This window comes from Roseomonas elaeocarpi, assembly GCF_042433915.1.
GTDB classification, from domain to species: domain Bacteria; phylum Pseudomonadota; class Alphaproteobacteria; order Acetobacterales; family Acetobacteraceae; genus Roseomonas; species Roseomonas elaeocarpi.
Genome location: NZ_JBHLUN010000007.1, coordinates 81,680 through 99,870, shown reverse-complemented (window position 1 = coordinate 99,870; position 18,191 = coordinate 81,680). Strand labels below are relative to the sequence as shown.

16 protein-coding genes are annotated in these 18,191 nt (G+C 72.2%); 5 read left to right on the top strand and 11 right to left on the bottom strand.

Annotated features, from left to right (window positions below; all coding sequences use genetic code 11):
• Positions 1-202: 202 nt before the first annotated feature.
• On the top strand, positions 203-892 hold the full coding sequence (locus ACFFGY_RS10555; RefSeq protein ID WP_377044453.1) for a lysophospholipid acyltransferase family protein: 690 nt from the start codon (positions 203-205) through the stop codon (positions 890-892).
• Positions 893-1,012: 120 nt separating this feature from the next.
• Here the strand turns inward: ACFFGY_RS10555 and ACFFGY_RS10550 are convergent, their stop codons facing one another.
• The 4 genes from ACFFGY_RS10550 to ACFFGY_RS10535 all read right to left on the bottom strand — a co-directional run bounded on the left by ACFFGY_RS10550 (position 1,013) and on the right by ACFFGY_RS10535 (position 8,109).
• Positions 1,013-2,569: a hypothetical protein gene (locus tag ACFFGY_RS10550; RefSeq protein ID WP_377044452.1), complete on the bottom strand. Its 1,557-nt coding sequence runs from the start codon at positions 2,567-2,569 to the stop codon at positions 1,013-1,015.
• Between the two features lie 204 nt (positions 2,570-2,773).
• The gene (gene prfB / locus ACFFGY_RS10545; RefSeq protein WP_377044451.1) at positions 2,774-3,904 is read right to left on the bottom strand and encodes a peptide chain release factor 2; all 1,131 of its coding nucleotides are present in this window, start codon (positions 3,902-3,904) and stop codon (positions 2,774-2,776) included.
• A 122-nt stretch (positions 3,905-4,026) separates the two neighbouring features.
• Positions 4,027-6,588: a penicillin-binding protein 1A gene (locus tag ACFFGY_RS10540; protein WP_377044450.1), complete on the bottom strand. Its 2,562-nt coding sequence runs from the start codon at positions 6,586-6,588 to the stop codon at positions 4,027-4,029.
• A gap of 333 nt (positions 6,589-6,921) precedes the next feature.
• On the bottom strand, positions 6,922-8,109 hold the full coding sequence (locus ACFFGY_RS10535) for an N-acetylmuramoyl-L-alanine amidase family protein (protein ID WP_377044449.1): 1,188 nt from the start codon (positions 8,107-8,109) through the stop codon (positions 6,922-6,924).
• A 460-nt stretch (positions 8,110-8,569) separates the two neighbouring features.
• On the opposite strand from ACFFGY_RS10535, the gene ACFFGY_RS10530 reads away from it, so the two are divergent.
• Positions 8,570-9,472 (top strand): MBL fold metallo-hydrolase, encoded by a 903-nt coding sequence (locus ACFFGY_RS10530; RefSeq protein WP_377044448.1) that lies wholly within the window; start codon positions 8,570-8,572, stop codon positions 9,470-9,472.
• 89 nt (positions 9,473-9,561) lie between these two features.
• Here the strand turns inward: ACFFGY_RS10530 and ACFFGY_RS10525 are convergent, their stop codons facing one another.
• On the bottom strand, positions 9,562-10,524 hold the full coding sequence (locus ACFFGY_RS10525) for an aldo/keto reductase (protein WP_377044447.1): 963 nt from the start codon (positions 10,522-10,524) through the stop codon (positions 9,562-9,564).
• A 293-nt stretch (positions 10,525-10,817) separates the two neighbouring features.
• Between ACFFGY_RS10525 and ACFFGY_RS10520 the strand changes: the two genes are divergently transcribed.
• From ACFFGY_RS10520 to ACFFGY_RS10510, 3 genes are all read left to right on the top strand, one after another.
• Positions 10,818-12,536, top strand: a complete 1,719-nt coding sequence (locus ACFFGY_RS10520) for a DUF2491 family protein (protein WP_377044446.1) — start codon at positions 10,818-10,820, stop codon at positions 12,534-12,536.
• Positions 12,537-12,756: 220 nt separating this feature from the next.
• Positions 12,757-13,170 (top strand): DUF350 domain-containing protein, encoded by a 414-nt coding sequence (locus tag ACFFGY_RS10515; protein WP_377044445.1) that lies wholly within the window; start codon positions 12,757-12,759, stop codon positions 13,168-13,170.
• Positions 13,171-13,194: 24 nt separating this feature from the next.
• Positions 13,195-13,998, top strand: coding sequence for a hypothetical protein (locus tag ACFFGY_RS10510; RefSeq protein WP_377044444.1), 804 nt, complete (start codon positions 13,195-13,197; stop codon positions 13,996-13,998).
• 66 nt (positions 13,999-14,064) lie between these two features.
• On the opposite strand, the gene ACFFGY_RS10505 is transcribed toward ACFFGY_RS10510, so the two are convergent.
• The 6 genes from ACFFGY_RS10505 to ACFFGY_RS10480 form a co-directional block, all read right to left on the bottom strand.
• Entirely contained in the window at positions 14,065-15,450 is a 1,386-nt protein-coding gene (locus tag ACFFGY_RS10505) for an L-serine ammonia-lyase (protein WP_377044443.1), read from the bottom strand.
• A 164-nt stretch (positions 15,451-15,614) separates the two neighbouring features.
• Positions 15,615-16,034, bottom strand: coding sequence for a hypothetical protein (locus tag ACFFGY_RS10500; protein ID WP_377044442.1), 420 nt, complete (start codon positions 16,032-16,034; stop codon positions 15,615-15,617).
• The gene (locus tag ACFFGY_RS10495; protein ID WP_377044441.1) at positions 16,034-16,558 is read right to left on the bottom strand and encodes a hypothetical protein; all 525 of its coding nucleotides are present in this window, start codon (positions 16,556-16,558) and stop codon (positions 16,034-16,036) included. Before ACFFGY_RS10495 ends, ACFFGY_RS10500 begins: the two co-directional genes overlap by 1 nt.
• A gap of 43 nt (positions 16,559-16,601) precedes the next feature.
• Entirely contained in the window at positions 16,602-17,024 is a 423-nt protein-coding gene (locus ACFFGY_RS10490; protein WP_377044440.1) for a hypothetical protein, read from the bottom strand.
• Between the two features lie 40 nt (positions 17,025-17,064).
• Positions 17,065-17,556 carry a hypothetical protein gene (locus tag ACFFGY_RS10485; protein ID WP_377044439.1) on the bottom strand — a complete coding sequence of 164 codons (492 nt, stop codon included), beginning with the start codon at positions 17,554-17,556 and terminating at the stop codon, positions 17,065-17,067.
• Positions 17,553-18,023, bottom strand: coding sequence for a hypothetical protein (locus tag ACFFGY_RS10480; protein WP_377044438.1), 471 nt, complete (start codon positions 18,021-18,023; stop codon positions 17,553-17,555). The genes ACFFGY_RS10485 and ACFFGY_RS10480 overlap by 4 nt, the downstream gene beginning before the upstream one ends.
• Positions 18,024-18,191: the final 168 nt, after the last annotated feature.

The window sequence follows — 18,191 nt, the reverse complement described above, 5'->3', positions numbered from 1 at the left end:
CGGGCCTCGCCGCGACGCAGAAGGCTGCTCCGGTGCGGAGGCGGGCGGACGCAGTTCGTAACTCGTCATCCGTGGGATTTTTTCCCACAAACCTTGGATGAGTCTTCCACACCGGCCTCCGGCGATCCCGTCTCTTCCCTTGCATGGGGCCGTGCCGAAACCTGCCAGGCGCCGGGGCCCCATCGCCCGGGTGGGCAAGGCCGTGATCCGGAGCAAGCTGCTGACAAGGATGCTGGGCGGCTACCTGGACCTGTGCAGCCGTACCGCCCGCTGGGAACTGCAGGGCACCGAGGAGTTGCGGAGCCTCGCCGCTGCGCCCGGAGGCTTCATCCTGGGCTTCTGGCACGAGTGCCTGCCGCTGATGCCGCTGGCTTGGTCGGAGTTCTGGCGGTCCGTGGAAGACGCCACGCCGCGCAAGCGCGGGATGGTGCTGGTGTCGCGCAGCCGCGACGGCGGCATGATCGGGGCGCTGTTGTCGCGCTTCGGGCTGGAGCCGGTGGCCGGCAGTTCCTCGGCGGGCGGCACGGCCGCGACGCGCGACATGCTCCAGGCGATGCGCGAGGGCGCGGTGGTGGTGATCGTGCCCGACGGCCCGCGCGGGCCGCGGCGCCGGATCTCGCAAGGCAGTGCCCGGATCGCGATGATGGCAGGCGTGCCGGTGGTGCCCTGCGGCGCCTACGCGAAGCCCTGTCGGCGGCTCGGAAGCTGGGACCGGATGGTCATCCCCTTCCCCTTCGCGCGCTGCGTGGCGGTGGTGGGCGCCCCCGTCCATGTCTCCGGGGGCGGCACGGAACAGGCTTCGGCGCTGTTGTCGGAGTCCCTGTGCGCCGCGATGGCGGCCGCGACGCTGGCGGTGGAGGGTTCCCGGCGCGCCGCGGCAGGGCGCGGCTAGGACGTCCGGAGCCTTATCCTTCCGTCAGGCCTTCCCGGCCGGCGGTTCCGGGCCACGACCGGGTGGCCGGGCGCCGGTCCCCGCCCCCGTGGGTCGCGCCGTGCGTCCGGCCGCCGCCCCTCAGCCGGCGTCGTTTCGCCGGTACAGGACGCGCTGCCGCTTCCCGACCTGCACCCGCAGCACCGGGTGGTAGTTCTGCTCCAGGGCCTCCAGCGCCACGGCCCAGCTGCGCCGGTTGCTGCGCGGCAGCGGCGCATCGTCGGACAGCACGAATTCCGGCCGCGTTCCCAGGATACGTGCCACCTCCTCCTCCGGCACGACGCCGGTGGCGCCGGCTTCCTTGGCATCGGCCAGGTGGCTGGGAAAAGCGTAGCGCGTCGCGAGGCAGCTGCCGGTCAGGTGGTAGAGGATCGGTTCACCCTCGAAGATAAAGAGGCAGTCGTGCAGCCTCGGGCGCAGGTAGTCGGCGATCGCGCGGACCTGGCTGCCGTCGCCGCGGTTGCGCAGGTGATGGCGGTGCATGACCAACCCGGTCACCAGGGCCGCGAACAGGGCGAGAAGCGGGAAGCCCAGCCGCAGCGCATGGCCCGCCGTCACGGCGGAGGGTTGCGCGAAGGCGGCGCGCAGCGCCCGGCGCGGATCGGCGGTGGCCAGCAGCGGCGCCGCGGCGGCCGCGAGCGGCACCAGCATCGGCAGGGCGTAGTGGTTGTAATAGGTGCCGAAGACCAGGACGCCGGCGACGGACGCGCCGGCCCAGGCGACCACGAAACCCTGCGCCGCGGCCGCCTCCGCCCGCGCGGCGATGGCGGCAGGCCTGTGCGGCCAGCGCGACAGCACCGCGCAGATCGCCAGCGGCGCGAGGTAGGCCGCCATCTTGCCCAGCCTGACGAGGGATGAACCGTCTTCCGGGGCGGAGCGCTGGAAGATCGAGACGAAGTTGGCATAGGCGAAGGCCCCGCCCTGCCCAATCGCGACGAAGAACCCGAGCACCAGGGCGGTCGGCAGCAGGGCACAGCCGATCCAGGCCGCAGCGTTCGCCGCCAGCCGCCCCGGCCCCGCGCCGCCGCGCCGGGCGGCGAGCAGCAGGGCGCAGCCGAAGAAGACGCCCTCGAACACGGCGGTGTACTTGATCTGCATCGCCAGGCCGGTGAGCAGCATGACCGCGCAGCCCTGCCGCCGCAGCCGCGACGGGGTCGGTGCTCCCGTCACGGCGCCGAGGGTCAGCAGCGCCGCCAGCGCCACCGGAAGGTTGTAGAAGACGGGGGACTGGCCACCCTGCCCGCCCAGCACGTCCAGCCAGAGCAGGTAGGCGACGCCAGCCAGGATGGCGCCGCGGCCGGGTGCGAAGCGCCGGGCGATCCGGGCGATCACCGTGGCCGTGGCCGCCGCCGAAAGGGTGGCGACGAGCTGGTACTGGAGGATGCCCGTGCCACCCAGCAGCCGGATCGCGGCGTAGATCAGGAACAGCCCGGCCGGCTTGCGGTCCCAGATGTCGACGAAGGGCAGCGCGCCGTGCAGCAGCCGGTCGCCCACCAGGAGGTAGAACTCCTCGTCGACGTCGAGCACCGGATTGCCGAAGCCCGGCAGCCGCAGCGCCAGCGCCACGAGCAGCAGCGCCACGCCGGGATGCACCGCCGGCAGAACCCGGCGCCAGCCCCCGCCCGACGGCCGGCTCAATGGAGCGGCAAGCTCCGCGGCAGCGACATCCGGACCGAAGGCGGACCCGGCCCCGTGGGAAAGAGGAAGCGCCATGAACATCTCGCGGCCGTGAGGTGCCCCTCCTACCAGGGGCACCCTCCGCGCGATGTTTCAACAGGCTTGCGGCGCGACGGGCCCTGCTCTGCGCGGCTGGCCCGCGCCGTTACAGGCGGTGCCCGGGGCTCAGAGCGCCGCGGCGCTGGCCTCGGAGCGGGTGCCGCCGACGCGCTGCGCCAGGGCGGCCGCCATGAACTCGTCCAGGTCGCCGTCCAGCACCGCGGCCGGGTTGCCCTTCTCGACGCTGGTGCGGAGGTCCTTCACCATCTGATAGGGCTGCAGCACGTAGGAGCGGATCTGGTGGCCCCAGCCGATGTCGGTCTTGCTGGCCTCGACGCCCGCCGCGATCGCCTCGCGCTTGCTCAGCTCCAGCTCGTAGAGGCGGGCGCGCAGCATATCCATGGCGATGGCGCGGTTGCGGTGCTGCGAGCGGTCCTGGGTGGAGGCCACCACGATCCCGGTCGGGATATGGGTGAAGCGCACGCCGGACTCCGTCTTGTTGACGTGCTGGCCGCCGGCGCCGGAGGCGCGGAAGGTGTCGGTCTTGAGGTCGGCCGGGTTGATCTCGACCTCGATCTTGTCGTCGATCACCGGGTAGACGTAGACGCTGGCAAACGAGGTCTGGCGCCGCGCCGCGGCGTCGAAGGGGCTGATGCGCACCAGGCGGTGAACCCCGCCCTCGGTCTTGAGCCAGCCGTAGGCGTTGGGGCCGGTGATCTGCAGCGTGGCGGACTTGATGCCGGCCTGCTCGCCCTCGCTTTCCTCGGTCACGACCACCTTGTAGCCGCGCTTCTCGGCCCAGCGCGTGTACATGCGCCGCAGCATCTCGGCCCAGTCCTGCGCCTCGGTGCCGCCGGCGCCGGCGTTCACCTCGAGGAAGGCGTCGTTGGGATCGGCCTCGCCACTCAGGAGGCTTTCGATCTCGCGCCGCTTGGCCTCGGCGGCGAAGCCCTTGAGGTCGGCCACGGCGGCATCGGCGGTGGCGGCGTCGCCCTCCGCCTCGGCCAGCTCGATCAGTTCCAGCGCGTCGCGCACGTCCTGGGTCAGCTTGGCCACGCCGTCGATCTGGTCACTCAGCCGGCCGCGCTCGCGCATCACGCGCCCGGCCTCGTCGGCGTCGTTCCACAGCGTCGGGTCCTCGGCGCGGGCATTGAGTTCGATCAGGCGCACCGTGGCGGCGTCCCAGTCGAGATGGCGGCGCAGGAGGGCGATGGAGTCTTCGATCTGCCCCTTCAGGGCTTCGGCATCGGCACGCATTGGGGGCCCCGGCTGGGGCAGCGCGCCCGCGGGCCGGGAGGCCGGCGCCGGCGCGGGGCTGCCCCCCACAACAGAGTTCAGAAGGCTGCGCCCCGGTTCGCGGCCCGGGGCGGAAGCGGCCTCTAGTAGAGCCCGCCCAGGCTGCTGTCCACGGCCGATGCCGTGGGCGCGCTGCCGTAGTCCCCGCCGCCGCCCCCGCCACCGCCGCCGGAGGGCGGACGGGCGCTGTTCTCGGTGCCGGGGCGGAAGGCCTCGGTGATGGGGGCGCCGTTGAAGTCGGTGGTGCGCACCAGCGCCACGCCGGGGGGTGCGCGGAAGGGCACCGGCGGGCTGCCTTCCAGCGCTGCCGCCAGCACGTCGTGAACGATGCCACCGGCATTGCCGCCGCCCGTTTCGCCGTTGCCCAGCGAGCGGCTGTCGTCGAAGCCGAACCAGGTCGCCACCACGATGTCGGGCGTGAAGCCCACGAACCAGTTGTCCTTGAAGTCGTTGGAGGTGCCCGACTTGCCGGCGATCGGCCGGTCGAGCCCGGCGCCGACCTTGGCGCCCGTGCCGCGCTGGATCACGCCGGTCAGGATGTTGGTCATCTGGTAGGCGGCGATCGGGTCGGTGATCTGCTTGCGCTCGTCCGTGAGCGTCGGCGGACCCGCCGTCACGTCGGCCTCGCAGCCGGCGCAGGCGCGGATGTTGTTGCGCCACACCGCGTGGCCGAGGCGGTCCTGCACGCTGTCGATCAGCGTCGGCGTCACCTGCCGGCCGCCATTGGCGAAGGCGGCATAGGCGCCGGCCATGCGGATCACCGTGGTTTCGCCGGCACCCAGCGCCATGGACAGCACGCGCGGCATGTTGGGGATCACGCCGAAGCGGGCGGCGGTGTCGGCCACCTTGTCGATGCCCACCTCCTGCGCCATGCGCACGGTCGGCAGGTTGAGCGACTTTTCCAGCGCGGCGCGGATCGTGACGTAGCCGCCCGAAGCGCGACCGTCGTAGTTGCCGGGACGCCAGGGCCCTTGCGGCGTCATGACCTCCAGCGGGGCGTCGAGCAGCTGCTGGTTGGGCGGAATGCCCATTTCCAGGGCGGGGAGGTACACGAAGGGCTTGAAGGAGGAGCCGGGCTGCCGCATCGCCTGGGTGGCGCGGTTGAACACCGACATGTCGAAGCTCCAGCCGCCGGCCATCGCCATCACGCGACCGGTGGCGGGGTCGAGCGCCACCACCGCGCCTTCCACCACCGGGATCTGGCGCAGCGCGATGCGGCCGTTCGAGCCGGTCTCGATCATCACCACGTCGCCGGGCTTGACCACGTCGCTCATGCGGCGGGGTGCGGCACCGAGGCGGCCGTTCTTGTCGGCGGGGCGGGCCCAGCCGCTGACCTCGCCGAAGGAGAGCGAGCCCTGCCGCGGCTGCGGCGCGCCGCCGTTGTCGGGCCGGTCGACCCAGCCCAGCCGCGCCTCGCGATCGGACACGCCGGTCACCACGGCGAGCTTCCATTCCGCGAGCATCCCCGGCGGGCGGGCGGTGGCGGCCAGCGCCGGCATCCACTCGGTCTGCCCGTAGGCGATCTGCGTCACGGCGCCGCGCCAGCCGCCACGGCGGCGGTCGTACTCGTTAAGCCCGTCGCGCAGCGCCTTCTCGGTGGCCGCCTGCAGCTTGGGCTCCAGCGAGGTGCGGACCACCAGGCCGCCCATGTTGGTCTGCTCCTCGCCGAAGCGGGAGATCAGCTCGCGCCGCACTTCCTCGGTGAAGTAGCGGCCCACCGCCAGAACGTCCGGCCGCCCGCGGTTCTGCGAGCGGATCGGCTCGGCCTTGGCGCTGTCGGCCTGGGCGCGGGTGATGGCGCCGTCCTCGGCCATGCGGTCGATCACCCAGTCGCGCCGGGCCTTGGCGGCCTCGGGATACTTGGCGGGGTTGTAGTTGTTGGGCGCCTTGGGCAGCGCGCCCAGGAAGGCCATCTCGGCGATCGAAAGGTCGTTCAGGCTCTTGTTGAAGTAGTTCCAGGCGGCCGCCGCGACGCCGTAGCTCTGCTGACCGAGAAAGATCTCGTTCAGGTAGATCTCGAGGATGCGGTCCTTGCTCATCGCCGATTCGATGCGATTCGCGAGCACCGCCTCGCGCACCTTGCGCAGCATGGTGCGGTCCGCACCCGTCAGCATGTTCTTGGCGACCTGCTGCGTGATGGTGGAAGCACCCACCGCGCGCCTGCCGGAGCCGATCTGCTCGACATTGGTGATGGCCGCGCGGGCGATGGCGAAAAGGTCCACGCCGCCATGGGTGCGGAAGTTCTGGTCCTCGGCCGAGATGAAGGCCTGCTGCACCAGCGGCGGGATAGCGTCGATCGGCACGAAGACGCGCCGTTCCGCCGCGAGCTCGGCCATCAGCTGGCTGTCGGCGGCGTAGATGCGGCTCATCTGCGGCGGCTGGTAGTCTTCCAGCCACTTGTAGTCCGGCAGGTCGCGCGTCGCGACCTCGAAGGCGCCGTAGGCGCCCACACCCGCGAGCACCACCGCCACCATGCCGATGCCGGCCACGCCGCCCACGATGCGGCGCAGCCAGCGGCGGCGCGGACGTCGGGTCTCACGCTCGGCCGCGCGGCGGGCGGCACGGTTCGCGGCGCGGCGCGGCGCTGCCGCGGGAGCCTCGTCGCCGCTCAAGGGCGGCCGGGCGCGACGGGGATCATCGGACATGGGCGTCCTCCTACAACGGACCGGGGGGCGGGTGCCACGCTTCCCGTGCGCGTCATCCGCTTGCCAAGGCGGGATCACCGTATTGTGGCCCGGCGGGTGGATAGTTTTCGCCACATGGTCAACGGGGGGTTGAACCGTTCGGCGGCGAACCGTCACGCATCACGCCGCCGAGAGAGCCACCAGCCGAGCGGACCACCAGGAGAATTGCCGAGGGAGCTGCCGGGGGGGCTGCCGGGGCGAAGCCGCCCGGCCGGAACCGTGGGCGGCGATGCCGGGGCGCCGCCCCGCTCCGGCCTTCGCAACCCGCGGCGCAGAGGCAGCGGGCGCGGGTGCTCAGCCCAGGCCGGCCGGCACGCCGAGACCTTCCAGAGCCGCCTGCTGCTGCCGGATAAAGCCACTCGCCGCTTCCGCCAGGCAGGCGGCCACCTTGGCGCGGTGCGCCGGGCGCTTCAGCGCGGCCTCGTCACGGGCATTGCTCAGGAAGCCCATTTCCACCAGCACGGATGGGATGTCGGGGGCCTTGAGCACCGCGAAAGCGGCCTCGCGATGGGTATTGGGCAGCAGCGGTATGTCGCCGCGCAGCGCCGACACCACCATCCCGGCCATGCGGTCGGAGCCGGTGCGGGTTTCCTGGCGTACCAGGCTCATCAGGATGCGCGCGACCTCGGGCGAGACGGGCGGCAGATGGAGGCCGGCCGCGGCGTCGGCCGCGTTCTCGCGCCGCGCCAGCCCCGCCGAAAGCGCGTCCGAGGCGCGGTCCGACAGGGTGTAGACGCTGGCCCCGCTGGCGCCGGGCGCGCTGTCGGCATGGATCGACATGAACAGCGACGCGCCGCGCTTGCGGGCGAATTCCACCCGCCCGGCCAGGGGGATGAAGGTGTCGCCGCCGCGCGTCAGCACCACCCGGCAGGTGCCGGTGCGCTCCAGCCGCTGCTTCAGCTCGCGCGCCGCGGCGATCACGATGTGCTTCTCGTAGGTGCCCGACACGCCGATCGTGCCGGGGTCCTTGCCGCCATGGCCCGGGTCGATCACCACCACCGGCAGGGTCCGGGTGGCGCTGGCGGGCGCCGCCCCGCCCTCGGCCACCGTGCCGCCGCGCACGAGCCGGGCGAAAGCGGCGCTGCCGCCGGGCTGGAGGCCGAGCACCAGGCTCGCGCCGGCGCGGCTGACGGAAGGGGCGGCGACCGGGGCCTCGAGGTCGATCAGCAGGGTGCGCGACCGCGCGTCCCAGCGCAGGGCGCGCACCGGGCCCGCCCCGCCTGCCCGTGCCGGGCCGCGCCAGCCGCCGGGCAGGCTCAGCCGCAGGCGCGCGGGGCGCACCGTGGCCGTCAGCCGCCAGCGATCCGACGGTCCCACCGGCAGCGTCAGCCGGGCCCCCGCCCCGTCCGCCCGGATCAGCGCCGCGGCCTCCGCCTCGCCGGCCAGCGCCGCGCCGGCCAGCGCCGCGCCGGCCAGCTTGGTGGCCAGCAGCGACAGGCCGAGGCGCAGCGCCGCACGCCGGCCAAGCGATTGTTCAAGCACGATGCACATCCCCCAACAGCTTCGTCGGCGGGCGACCCTCCCCCCGGAAGGTGGCCCGCGACGCGCCCCCTCCCGCAGGAAGGGCCGCCGGCGGGAGCATAGGGGCAGGCATGGCGTTTTTCGACGTTTACGAAGGCGGCTCGATGGCAGGGTGTGGCATCCTGGCCGCGATCAGTGCCCTCGGGGCGGGCCGCTCGCTGGGCACCGGGGAGACTGAGCGGCCGGATTGATTGGAACCGGATGGCCTACCCTGGCCTGACTCGGCTTGGTCCAAGTCGGCCCGGGTTGGAGTGGTCCAACCTGGCTCGACCCGGCCAAGCCCGGATTGGGTAGCCTGGACTGGGCAGCCTGGACTGGGCAGCCTGGACTGGGTAACCGCCCTGCGTGGCGCTGCACCCGCGTGGGCGCGGCGGCGGAGTGGCCCGGCAGGCGGGTCGCCCCAACGACGGAGTCGCACGGAATGCCACAGTCACGCGTCCCGCACGGCAGACCGGTGGTGCAGGGCTTCTACGAACCCTGCTCCGGCAGCGTGCAGTACGTGGTGTCCGACCCGGCGACGGGGCACTGCGCGGTGATCGACCCGGTGCTGGACTTCGACCCTTGTTCCGGCTCCTTCGCGACGCGCAGCGCCGACGCCATCCTGGCGTACCTGCGGGCCGAAGGGCTGACCGCCGCCTGGATCCTGGACACCCACCCGCATGCCGACCACGTTTCGGCCGCGCCCTACCTGCGGGAACGAACCGGCGCGCCCACCGCCATCGGCGTCGAGGTCACCGGCGTGCAGCGCCTGTGGCGGGAGATCTACGGCCTGCCGGACCTGCCGGCGGACGGCTCGCAATGGGACCGGCTGCTGCGCGACGGCGAGGTCCTGCGGATCGGCGAGTTGGAAGCGCGGGTGCTGTTCTCGCCCGGGCATACCCTGGCCTCGGTGAGCTACGTGGTGGGCGACGCCGCCTTCGTGCACGACACGGTGTTCATGCCCGACAGCGGCACGGCGCGGGCGGACTTTCCCGGCGGCGACGCCCGGGCGCTGTGGCGCTCGATCGGGCGCATCCTGAGCCTGCCGCCCGAGACCCGCATCTTCACCGGGCACGACTACCGCCCGGGCGGGCGGGAAGCGCGCTGGGAAAGCACGGTGGCGGAGCAGCAGCGCTGCAACCCGCACCTGGTGGACCAGACCGAGGCCGGCTTCGTGGCGGCGCGCGAGGCCCGCGACCGGACGCTGCCGCTGCCGCGGCTGATGCTCCACGCGCTGCAGATGAACATCCGCGGCGGGCGCCCGCCGCCGCCCGAGCCCGATGGCGGGCAGTACCTCCGCATCCCGCTGAACCGCTTCCCCGGCGCGGTCTGGCCGGCGGGCTGACGGGCTAGACAGCGGCCAACGCTGTCGAGTCCCGGCGGGAACGACGCGCAGGCCACCGGGGTTGCCCCTATGGCCCGCGCCTCACACGATCAGGCGCTGGCGCCGTCCAGCGCGGCCACGTCGGCGGGCCGGATGTCCAGCGTCACGGCCTTGATCAGATCCTCCAGTTGTTCTTCCCGCGTGGCGCTGGCGATCGGCGCGGTGATGCCGGCGCGGTTCACCAGCCAGGCGATCGCCACCTGCGCCGGGGTGGCGCCGTGCTGCGAGGCCACGTCGTCCAGCGCCTCCAGCACGCGCTTGCCACGCGCGTCGAGGTACTTGCGCACGCCCTCGCCGCGCGGGCTCTTGGACAGGTCGGCCTCGGAGCGGTACTTGCCGGTAAGAAAGCCCGCCGCCAGCGAGAAGTAGGGGATAACGCCCAGCCCCTGCTCGTAGCAGTAGGGCTGCAGTTCCCGCTCGAAGCCCTCGCGCTCCATGAGGTTGTAGTGCGGCTGCAGGCTCTCGTAGCGGGGCACGCCCATCTCGGCTGCGGTTTCCAGCGCCTCGCGCAACCGGGCGGCGGAATAATTGCTGGCCCCGACGGCGCGCACCTTGCCCGTCGCGATCAGCTCGGCGAAGGCGCCCACCGTTTCGCGCAGCGGCGTATCGGGGTCGTCGAAATGGGCCTGGTACAGGTCGATATGGTCGGTCTGCAGCCGCCGCAGCGAGGCCTCGACCCCGCGCCGGATCCAGTCGCGCTTCAACCCCTTGCCGCCGCCGCCCTCGGCCCGGTCCGGCATCGGGCCGCCGACCTTGGTCAGAATGATCACATCGTCGCGCCGGCCGCGGCGCTTCAGCCAGTTGCCGATCACGGTCTCGGACTCACCGCCGCGATGGTTGGGGGCCCAGTGGGAATAGATGTCGGCGGTGTCGATGGCATTGAGGCCGGCCTCCACGAGGCGGTCGAGCAGGCGGAAGGAGGTGGCCTCATCCGCCGTCCAGCCGAAGACGTTGCCGCCGAACACCAGCGGCGGAATGGACAGGCCGGACCGGCCGAGGGGTCGTTTCTGCATGGGATGGCTCCGGGGAAGCAGGCACGGACGGTGAAGCGTCGGCCTCATCCGGATAAGGAGCAAGACGGAACCGTGGTTGCGGTGCGGCTGCCCTGCGCCTGACCACAGGGCACGGCACGGCACGGCACGGCGGAGCCGGTGGAACGCCGGGCGCAGGGTGGCAAGATGCCGTCCGGCGGCGCGGGCGCCGCCCCCGCGCCGCGCCGCCACTTTCCCGGACCGCCGCGATCCAACCAATCGATCGGACGCGGCGTTGATGCCTGGCAGAGCGGGGGCGGGAACCAGGAACGGGCATGATCAGGACCGATCGCTGGAACCGCTTCGGGCGCGTCTTCTGCGCCCTGCTCCTGCTGGCCCAGGCGGCGGCGCCGGCGACCCTCCTGCTGCTGGGCTCTGCGGGCGAGGCTTCGGCCCGGCCCCGGTCCAGCGGCGGCTATTCGCGGCCGAGCAGTTCTTCCCGCACACCCTCCTTCAGTCGCTCCTCCGGCGGATCGTCGAGCAGCTATTCGGGCGGCTATTCCCGGAGCCGCACCCCGTCCTCGGGCGGGTATTCCCTGCCCGGCTCGAGCGCGGGGCGTTCGTCCTTCGACTACGGCAGCAGTTCCGCCGGCGACCGCTCCTACGGGCGGAGCCAGGCGGGCGACGCGCTGCGGCGCATGCGGGAACAGCAGGAAAGCGCTCAGCGACAGGCCGAGGAGGCCAGCCGGCCGCGCACCCCTTCCACCCGGGGTGGCGGGTACGGGGGCAGCTACGGTGGCGGGTATGGCGGCGGGTTCGGGGGTGGATACGGGGGCGGATACGCCGGCTCCACCGGCGGCGGCTGGGGCGGCGGCAACGGCAGCTGGTACCAGGGCCGCGGCTGGCAGATGCCGGGCGGCATGATGGGCGGGCCCCGCTCCTTCGGCGTGTGGGACGCGGCCTTCCTGTGGTTCCTGCTCAGCACCCTGTCGCAGCCGGGCCATGCCGACTTCTTCCGCAACCATCAGGACGATCCTGGCTACCGCGAATGGCGCGCCGAGGCCGAGCGCCGGGCGCAGAGCGACGCGGAGATCCGCGGCCGGCTCGATGACCTGGACCGGCGCGTGCAGGCCGGCGGCGACGCGCCGCGCGACCCGAACTACCTGCCCCCCGACGTGCCGGCCGAGGTCGCGACCGGGCAGGCGGAGCCGGACGATACCGACGTCAGGACACCCAGCGCCGAGGCCGGAAACGGGTCCGGTGGCGGCATCGCGCCGGGCGTGATCGGCGTGGTTCTGGTGGGCGGCGGCGTGCTGGGCTTCCTCGCCTGGCGCCGGCGGCGCGGCAGCGGCGGGGTGGGTCCGGGCAGAACAGGAGCGGGATCGATGACGGGCGGAACCCTGGGCACCCTGCGCAGCGGGGCGGAGATGCTGCGCCACAAGGCCTCCGGCGAGGGCTACACGCCGTCGCAGTTCCGCGTCGGCATGACCCTGACGCTGGACCCGACGCCCTTCCTGCTGGCGGCGGGCGCGACCCACCTCAGCAGCCCCGCCGATGCCGGGCAGACCGTCAGCGTCACGGCGGTGGGGCGGATGGAGCGCGACGCGCTGGTGCGGCTCTACCTGCCCGGCGACAACGCCATGCTCCAGCTGCACCTGGGCAGCGGCGGGCAGCCGGACGAGTGCCGCTACTTCGCGCCGCTGGATGAGGTCGCGCCCGCCGACGAGAACGAGTGGGGCGCCTGGCTGGACAACAACGAGGGCATGATCGGCTGGCCGGAGTTCCAGACGAAGGACGGCAAGGTTTACGCCCGCGCCTGGTCGCCCGGGAGCACGCGCGTGGCACCGCGCGTGCTGGAGGAAACAATGGAAACGGCGCAGGGCAGCCGCGTGGTCCGCAGCCAGGCGATGCTCTACGCCGCGCCCACCGGCCTCGCCGAACCGGCGCCCGCCACGGAATACATCCTGGTCTCCGCGGTGGAGGACGGCACGCAGGCCTGGGTCGAGATCCGCTGCGGCATCGACGTGAACCCGGCCTCGCTGTCGCTGGCATGAGCCGCGCGACCGACCCTGGGCGCGAACCATCCCGCCCTGCCTTTTCCGGGAGCGATCCAGTTGGATCGGTTCCGCGCGCTACCCGGCTAATCCTGGCCGGCTCCACGCCGCGCCCGGCCGGCATGGCACGGCGGCCCGGCCAGACCGCAGGCCTGGCTGGCATCACCCCTCCCCCGGCCCGCCCCGCGGCCCCCAAGAGCTTGAGAAACGGAACACCGCGATGGACGTGATCCTGGACACCCTGCGGGCCGGCCTGCCCGTGCTGATCCTGCAGTTCGCCGTGACGCTGCTGCTGCTGGCCCTGGGCGTGGTGGCCTACATGGCCATCACGCCGTTCCACGAGATGCGGCTGGTGCGGGAAGGCAACCTCGCGGCCGGCATTGTGCTGGCGGGCACCACCGTGTCGCTGGCCATCCCGCTGGCAGCCACGCTGGCCACCAGCGCCTTCACGCTGGACATCCTGATCTGGGGCCTGGTGGCCGTGATCGTGCAGCTCCTGGCCTTCGCCGTGGCCTCGGCGCTGATCCGGGGCCTGCGCGGGATGATCGAGGCCGGAAACGTCGCCGCCGCCTGGGTGTTGGTGGGGATGCAATTCGCGGTCGCGCTGCTGAACGCCGGCGCCATGGCCGGCTGAGAATTCACGAACCGGGAGAACACCATGCTCGCCTTCATCCGCAACCTCGTCGGGGTCAAGACCGACCAGGCCGTCAACAACGCCGTCGAGGCCATCGTCCGCTGGGACCCGAAATCCGCCACCGAAGCGGAGCTGCGCACCATGGAACAGCACCTCGACCAGCTGGGCCTCCAGGTCGCGGAAGCGCGGCAGAACTACGACCGGGAAAAGAAGGAGGCCGACGCCATCCAGGCGCTGTCGCAGCAGCGCATGGCGGCGGCGGAACAGCTGCAGCGCCGGCTGGAGGCCGAGGCCGACCCCACCGCCAAGGCGGGGCTGGAGCGCTCCCTCACCACGCTGGTGGGCATGCTCGAGGAGATGGCACCCGAGGTGGAGCGCGAGAAGCAGGACGCGGTGGATGCCGCCGACTTCCTCGAAACGCTGCAGCAGACCTACGAGCAGGCCGGCGCCAAGCTCAAGGCCGCGCGCAGCGACCTGACCCGTGCCCAGCGCGACATGAGCCGCGCCGACGCCCAGCGCGAGGCCGCCGAGCGGCGGGCCGAGGCGGCGCGTCAGGCGGCGGGGCTGTCGGGGGCCACCAGCGGCCTCAACACCGCGCTGAAGGCGATGCAGGACGCCGCCGCGCGCGACCTGGCGCAGGCCGAGGCCGCGAACGCCAAGGCCAAGCTGCTGACGCCGACGCGGCCGGAGAAGGACGACCCCAACATCGCCGCGGCGATGGACGCGGCCTCGGGCCGCCTGCCGGGGCCGAGCAGCCTGGGCGACCGGCTGGCGGCGCTGCGCCAGAAGCAAGGGACGCAGGCGGCGCTGCCGGCGCCCCGGGGCTGATCGCGGCCCGGCCTCGGCGGCGGACTGATCACCCCGCCCGCGGCGCCGGGTCCGAAACGGTGGCGGTCAGCATTCCGGGAAGCTGACCGCCAACCCGCCCTGCGAGGTTTCCTTGTACTTGCTGTGCATGTCGGCGCCGGTGCGCCGCATGGTGTTGATCACCTGATCCAGCGACACGTGGTGCGCGCCGTCGCCGTGCAGCGCCAGCGAGGCGGCGGTGATCGCCTTCTGGGCACCGAAGGCGTTGCGCTCGATGCAGGGGATCTGCACCAGCCCGCCCACCGGGTCGCAGGTCATGCCGAGGTGGTGCTCCATGCCGATCTCGGCGGCGTTTTCCACCTGCGCGTTCGTGCCGCCCAGCGCGGCGGCGAGGCCCGCCGCCGCCATGGCGCAGGCGCTGCCGACCTCGCCCTGGCAGCCGACCTCGGCGCCCGAGATCGAGGCGTTGAGCTTGCACAGCGTGCCGATCGCCGTGGCGGCGAGGAGGAAGTCTTCCATGCCTTGCGGCGTCGCGCCCGGGCAGTGGTCGCGATAGTAGCGCAGCACCGCCGGGATCACGCCGGCCGCGCCGTTGGTAGGGGCGGTGACGACGCGGCCGCCGGCGGCGTTCTCCTCGTTCACGGCGATGGCGTAGAGGCTGACACGATCCATCGCCGCGTGCGGTGGGGCCGGCAGCGCCGGGTCGTTGCGCCCGGCCGCGGCATCGAGCCTGGCGCGCAGGGCGGCGGCGCGGCGGCGCACGCGCAGGCGCCCCGGCAGGTGGCCTTCCGCCCGCACGCCGCGCTCGATGCAGTTCATCATCACGGCGGTCACGGCGCGCAGGTGGGCCGAAACCTCCGCCTCGGGGCGCAGGGCGAGCTCGTTGCGGCGGATGATCGCGGCGACGGTCAGGCCGGTGCGCGCGCCGATGGCCAGCAGCTCCTCCCCCGAGGTGAAGGGATAGGGCACGGGCGCGGTGTCGGCGATCGGGGTGGCGCCGACCTCGGCCTCGGGCTGCACGAAGCCGCCGCCAACCGAGCACCAGCGCTGTTCCAGCAGGGTCGCGCCGGCGGCGTCGGTGGCGCGCAGCACCAGGGTGTTGGGATGCTTCGGCGGCGGAGTGTCACGGTCGTGCCGCAGGTCGGTGGCCGGGTCGAAGCGGATCACCCGCGTGCCGCCCAGGTGGAGGCGGTGTTCCCCTAATGCTTCGTGCAGCAGCTGGGCCGCGACCTCTGGCTGCACCGTGTCGGGCGCCTCGGCGCACAGGCCCAGGATCGTGGCCGGGCCGGTGGCGTGCCCTTCGCCGGTCCAGGCCAGCGAGCCCAGCAGCACCGCCTCCACCCGCGTGACGGCGCCCAGCAGCCCCGCTTCCTCCAGCGTGAGCACGAAGGCGGCGGCGGCGCGCATCGGCCCCACCGTGTGCGAGGAGGAGGGGCCGATGCCGATCTTGAAGAGGTCGAAAACGCTGATCATCGCGAGGAGTGCGCCGCGGGGGTGGTCATCAGCCCTAGATCGCGCCAGGCCAGGGTTGGCGCAACCACCTGGGCCGGTCGTTGCGCGCGGGATGCGGAAACCGGGTTCCCCCCCGCTGCCCGCGAAGCGGCGGGCATGTGCCTGGGGGGCCGCCCTGCGGAAGGCTAGTCGATCTGGTTGGCCGTCAGGAACAGGGCCTGTTCCAGGGCATTGAAGAAGTCCTGGTAAGGCTTGGGGTCGGAGATGGCATCCAGGTTGTATTGCCCGCTGGCACGGACCGCGACCTGCGTCGCGCCCCTCGCCCGTACGGTGACGGTCATGCGCAGCACGTAGTTCTGCAGCTTCGTGGCGCTCACGGTTCCCAGCGTCTCATCGGCGCGGTCCACCACGAAACCCAGGTCCTGGAAGGTGCCGATCACCGCACGGAAGACCTGCCTGCGGTCGTTGGTGTCGAAAGCGCGGGTGGAGATCGAACGAAGCTCAACCTGGCTGCGGTCGGTGGCCAGGACCTGCTGCCGCGAGTCCGTCTGGCAACCCGCCAGCGCCAGGGCGGACAGGCACAGAACACCACGAAGATGCCGCATCAGATCTGGTTCGCCTGCAGAAAGGTTGATTTGGACAGCATCTCGAAGAACTCCGTGTAGAGCTGCGGGTCCTCCATCGTTTCCACCTTCGACACGCCGCCGCGGTTGTTGCGGACGATACGCTGGAAGCTGACCCTCGCCACGGTTGCAGCGCGGTCGCGGGCCGGGGTCACCACGATGGAGATCCGAATGCGCTGATCCTGGTCCCAGGTGGGATCGGTCCGCGCGCCCAGGGCAGCGGCCATCGCCAGCAGCAGCATCTGGCCGGCAATCTGCTGCGCCTCGATTGCGGTCCGGGACTTGGAGCCGACCAGCAGGCCGGCGGCCGGCATGCTTTCATCGACCGTGAAGCCCAGGTCCTGCAGGACACCGGTGGAGGCCGAAAGCAGCACCGTCTCGTCGCGCGTGTCGAAGCGGCGCGATTGGAGCTGGCGCAGGGCGACCGCGTTGCTGGACGGCTGCAGCGCAGCGCTCTGCAACTGCTCCTTCGGAACACAGCCGAGGAGCAGCGGCAGCGTCAGCATCGCAGCCGCGGCACGTCGCGCGCGCGTGGCGGACCGCACCGGCTCAGAAGGAGCTTGAGCGGTAGGAGAAGTCGCGCACGCGCTGCGCGGCATCGAAGCGCACGATCACGGTCAGGCTGCGCTGGGAAGTGCTGACGGCCCCGGCGCTCCCTCCGACGCCCGCCAGGAACAGGGCGTTCACCCCGCCCGAGGAGCCGCTGTACACCGTCTGGGTGGCGATGCGGTCATAAACCCAGTTCTCGCGACGCTGATCGTCGGTGCTGACCACGTTGGGCGCGCCCAGCACCTCCACCACCTCGGCACTGCTCATGCCGACGCGGATCTCGCGCTGGACCGTGCCTACGGTCAGGCGGCTGCCGGCGGCCTGACCGGCGGCCACCGAGGCTGCGTGGTCGGCGGCCGAGGAACAGCCGGCCAGCAGCAGGGCCAGGCCTGCGAGCGCCTTCACGCCCTTGCGGACAGGCATCGTGACGTTTCCGTTCATGGTTGAGGTGTGACTGCGGGGTTCAGGGCGTGGCGGCGGGCGGGTTCGGGAGGGGTGCCGCGGCATCCGCCGGAAGGTCCTGCGACGCCAGTGCGAGGCGCTGCGCCAGGGGGGCGAAGAACAGCTCCTGGTAGAAGCGCGGCTCGTCCACCTGCGTGTCGCTGCTCTGGCCGACGACGATCGCGTTGGCCCGCAGCACCGTCTGGCTGGTTCCGCGCGGCGCTGCCGCCGCGCTCATGCGGAGCTGCGACGCCTTGGTCGCGCTGACCGTGGCGGCCTGCGCATCCACCTTGTCGATCGCGTAGCCCATGTCCTGCAACGTCGCGATGGTGGTGCGCAGCACGCGCGTCCGGTCGGCCGTCTCGAAGACGCGCGACTGCATCGAGCGCAGCTCGACGGCGCTTTTCTGGCTGGCGACGACGCTGTGCTCGCCCGGCTGTCCGGCGCAGGCCGGGAGGCCGAGCACCGCCAGCAGGGACAGGTACCGCAGCCTTGCGCGAAACGAGGTCTTCACGTGCGCGCTCCGGGAGCGGATGCGAGGCCCGCGTTCAGCTTGGTGAAGAACTCCTGCATCATGGCCTGATCGGTCAGGCGCTCATGCCAGCGCAAACCGTTGCTCTTGGTCACCACCCGCTCGAAGGACACGCGCGCCGTCGCGGCAGCCGGGCTGCCGCCGTTGAGGGTCACGATGGTGACGCGAATCTCCTGCTCCTTGTCCCAGCCGACATTGGTAGGCGCCCCGAGCAGGGCAGTGGCGACCGTCAGAAGCACCGCGCCAGCCACCTGGCCGGCTTCCGTCGCATCGCGGCTCTTGCGCCCCGTCACGACACCGAACTCGGACGAGGATTCGGTGACGTTGAAGCCGAGATCCTGCAGCGTCTGCGTCGCCTCGCTCAGCAGCGTCGCTTCGTCCACCGCGAACTGGTGCGTTTCCGCGGTACGGATCGCGGCCGCGTCCGGCGCGGGCTGGCCGATTTTCATGGCAGCGTCGTTCGGCGTAACGCAGGCACACAGGAGCAGCAGGGAAGCGCCCGCAGCTGCCCTTCCAAGACGAGGAAACATGCGAATCGGCTCACGAAATTATTACACAAAAGTCTGAGTTAGTTACATTGAGTTGTAAATAGCGCGCCGTTGGCCAGAACGGCCTTT

What these genes read in the sequence shown, in the direction of transcription:
- ACFFGY_RS10525 (WP_377044447.1), bottom strand. Translation starts at nt 10,524, where the DNA reads ATGCAGAAACGACCCCTCGGCCGGTCCGGCCTGTCCATTCCGCCGCTG.
- ACFFGY_RS10480 (WP_377044438.1), bottom strand. Translation starts at nt 18,023, where the DNA reads ATGAAAATCGGCCAGCCCGCGCCGGACGCGGCCGCGATCCGTACCGCG.
- ACFFGY_RS10510 (WP_377044444.1), top strand. Translation starts at nt 13,195, where the DNA reads ATGCTCGCCTTCATCCGCAACCTCGTCGGGGTCAAGACCGACCAGGCC.
- ACFFGY_RS10530 (WP_377044448.1), top strand. Translation starts at nt 8,570, where the DNA reads ATGCCACAGTCACGCGTCCCGCACGGCAGACCGGTGGTGCAGGGCTTC.
- ACFFGY_RS10505 (WP_377044443.1), bottom strand. Translation starts at nt 15,450, where the DNA reads ATGATCAGCGTTTTCGACCTCTTCAAGATCGGCATCGGCCCCTCCTCC.
- ACFFGY_RS10520 (WP_377044446.1), top strand. Translation starts at nt 10,818, where the DNA reads ATGATCAGGACCGATCGCTGGAACCGCTTCGGGCGCGTCTTCTGCGCC.
- ACFFGY_RS10515 (WP_377044445.1), top strand. Translation starts at nt 12,757, where the DNA reads ATGGACGTGATCCTGGACACCCTGCGGGCCGGCCTGCCCGTGCTGATC.
- ACFFGY_RS10540 (WP_377044450.1), bottom strand. Translation starts at nt 6,588, where the DNA reads ATGTCCGATGATCCCCGTCGCGCCCGGCCGCCCTTGAGCGGCGACGAG.
- prfB (WP_377044451.1), bottom strand. Translation starts at nt 3,904, where the DNA reads ATGCGTGCCGATGCCGAAGCCCTGAAGGGGCAGATCGAAGACTCCATC.
- ACFFGY_RS10495 (WP_377044441.1), bottom strand. Translation starts at nt 16,558, where the DNA reads ATGCTGACGCTGCCGCTGCTCCTCGGCTGTGTTCCGAAGGAGCAGTTG.
- ACFFGY_RS10500 (WP_377044442.1), bottom strand. Translation starts at nt 16,034, where the DNA reads ATGCGGCATCTTCGTGGTGTTCTGTGCCTGTCCGCCCTGGCGCTGGCG.
- ACFFGY_RS10490 (WP_377044440.1), bottom strand. Translation starts at nt 17,024, where the DNA reads ATGCCTGTCCGCAAGGGCGTGAAGGCGCTCGCAGGCCTGGCCCTGCTG.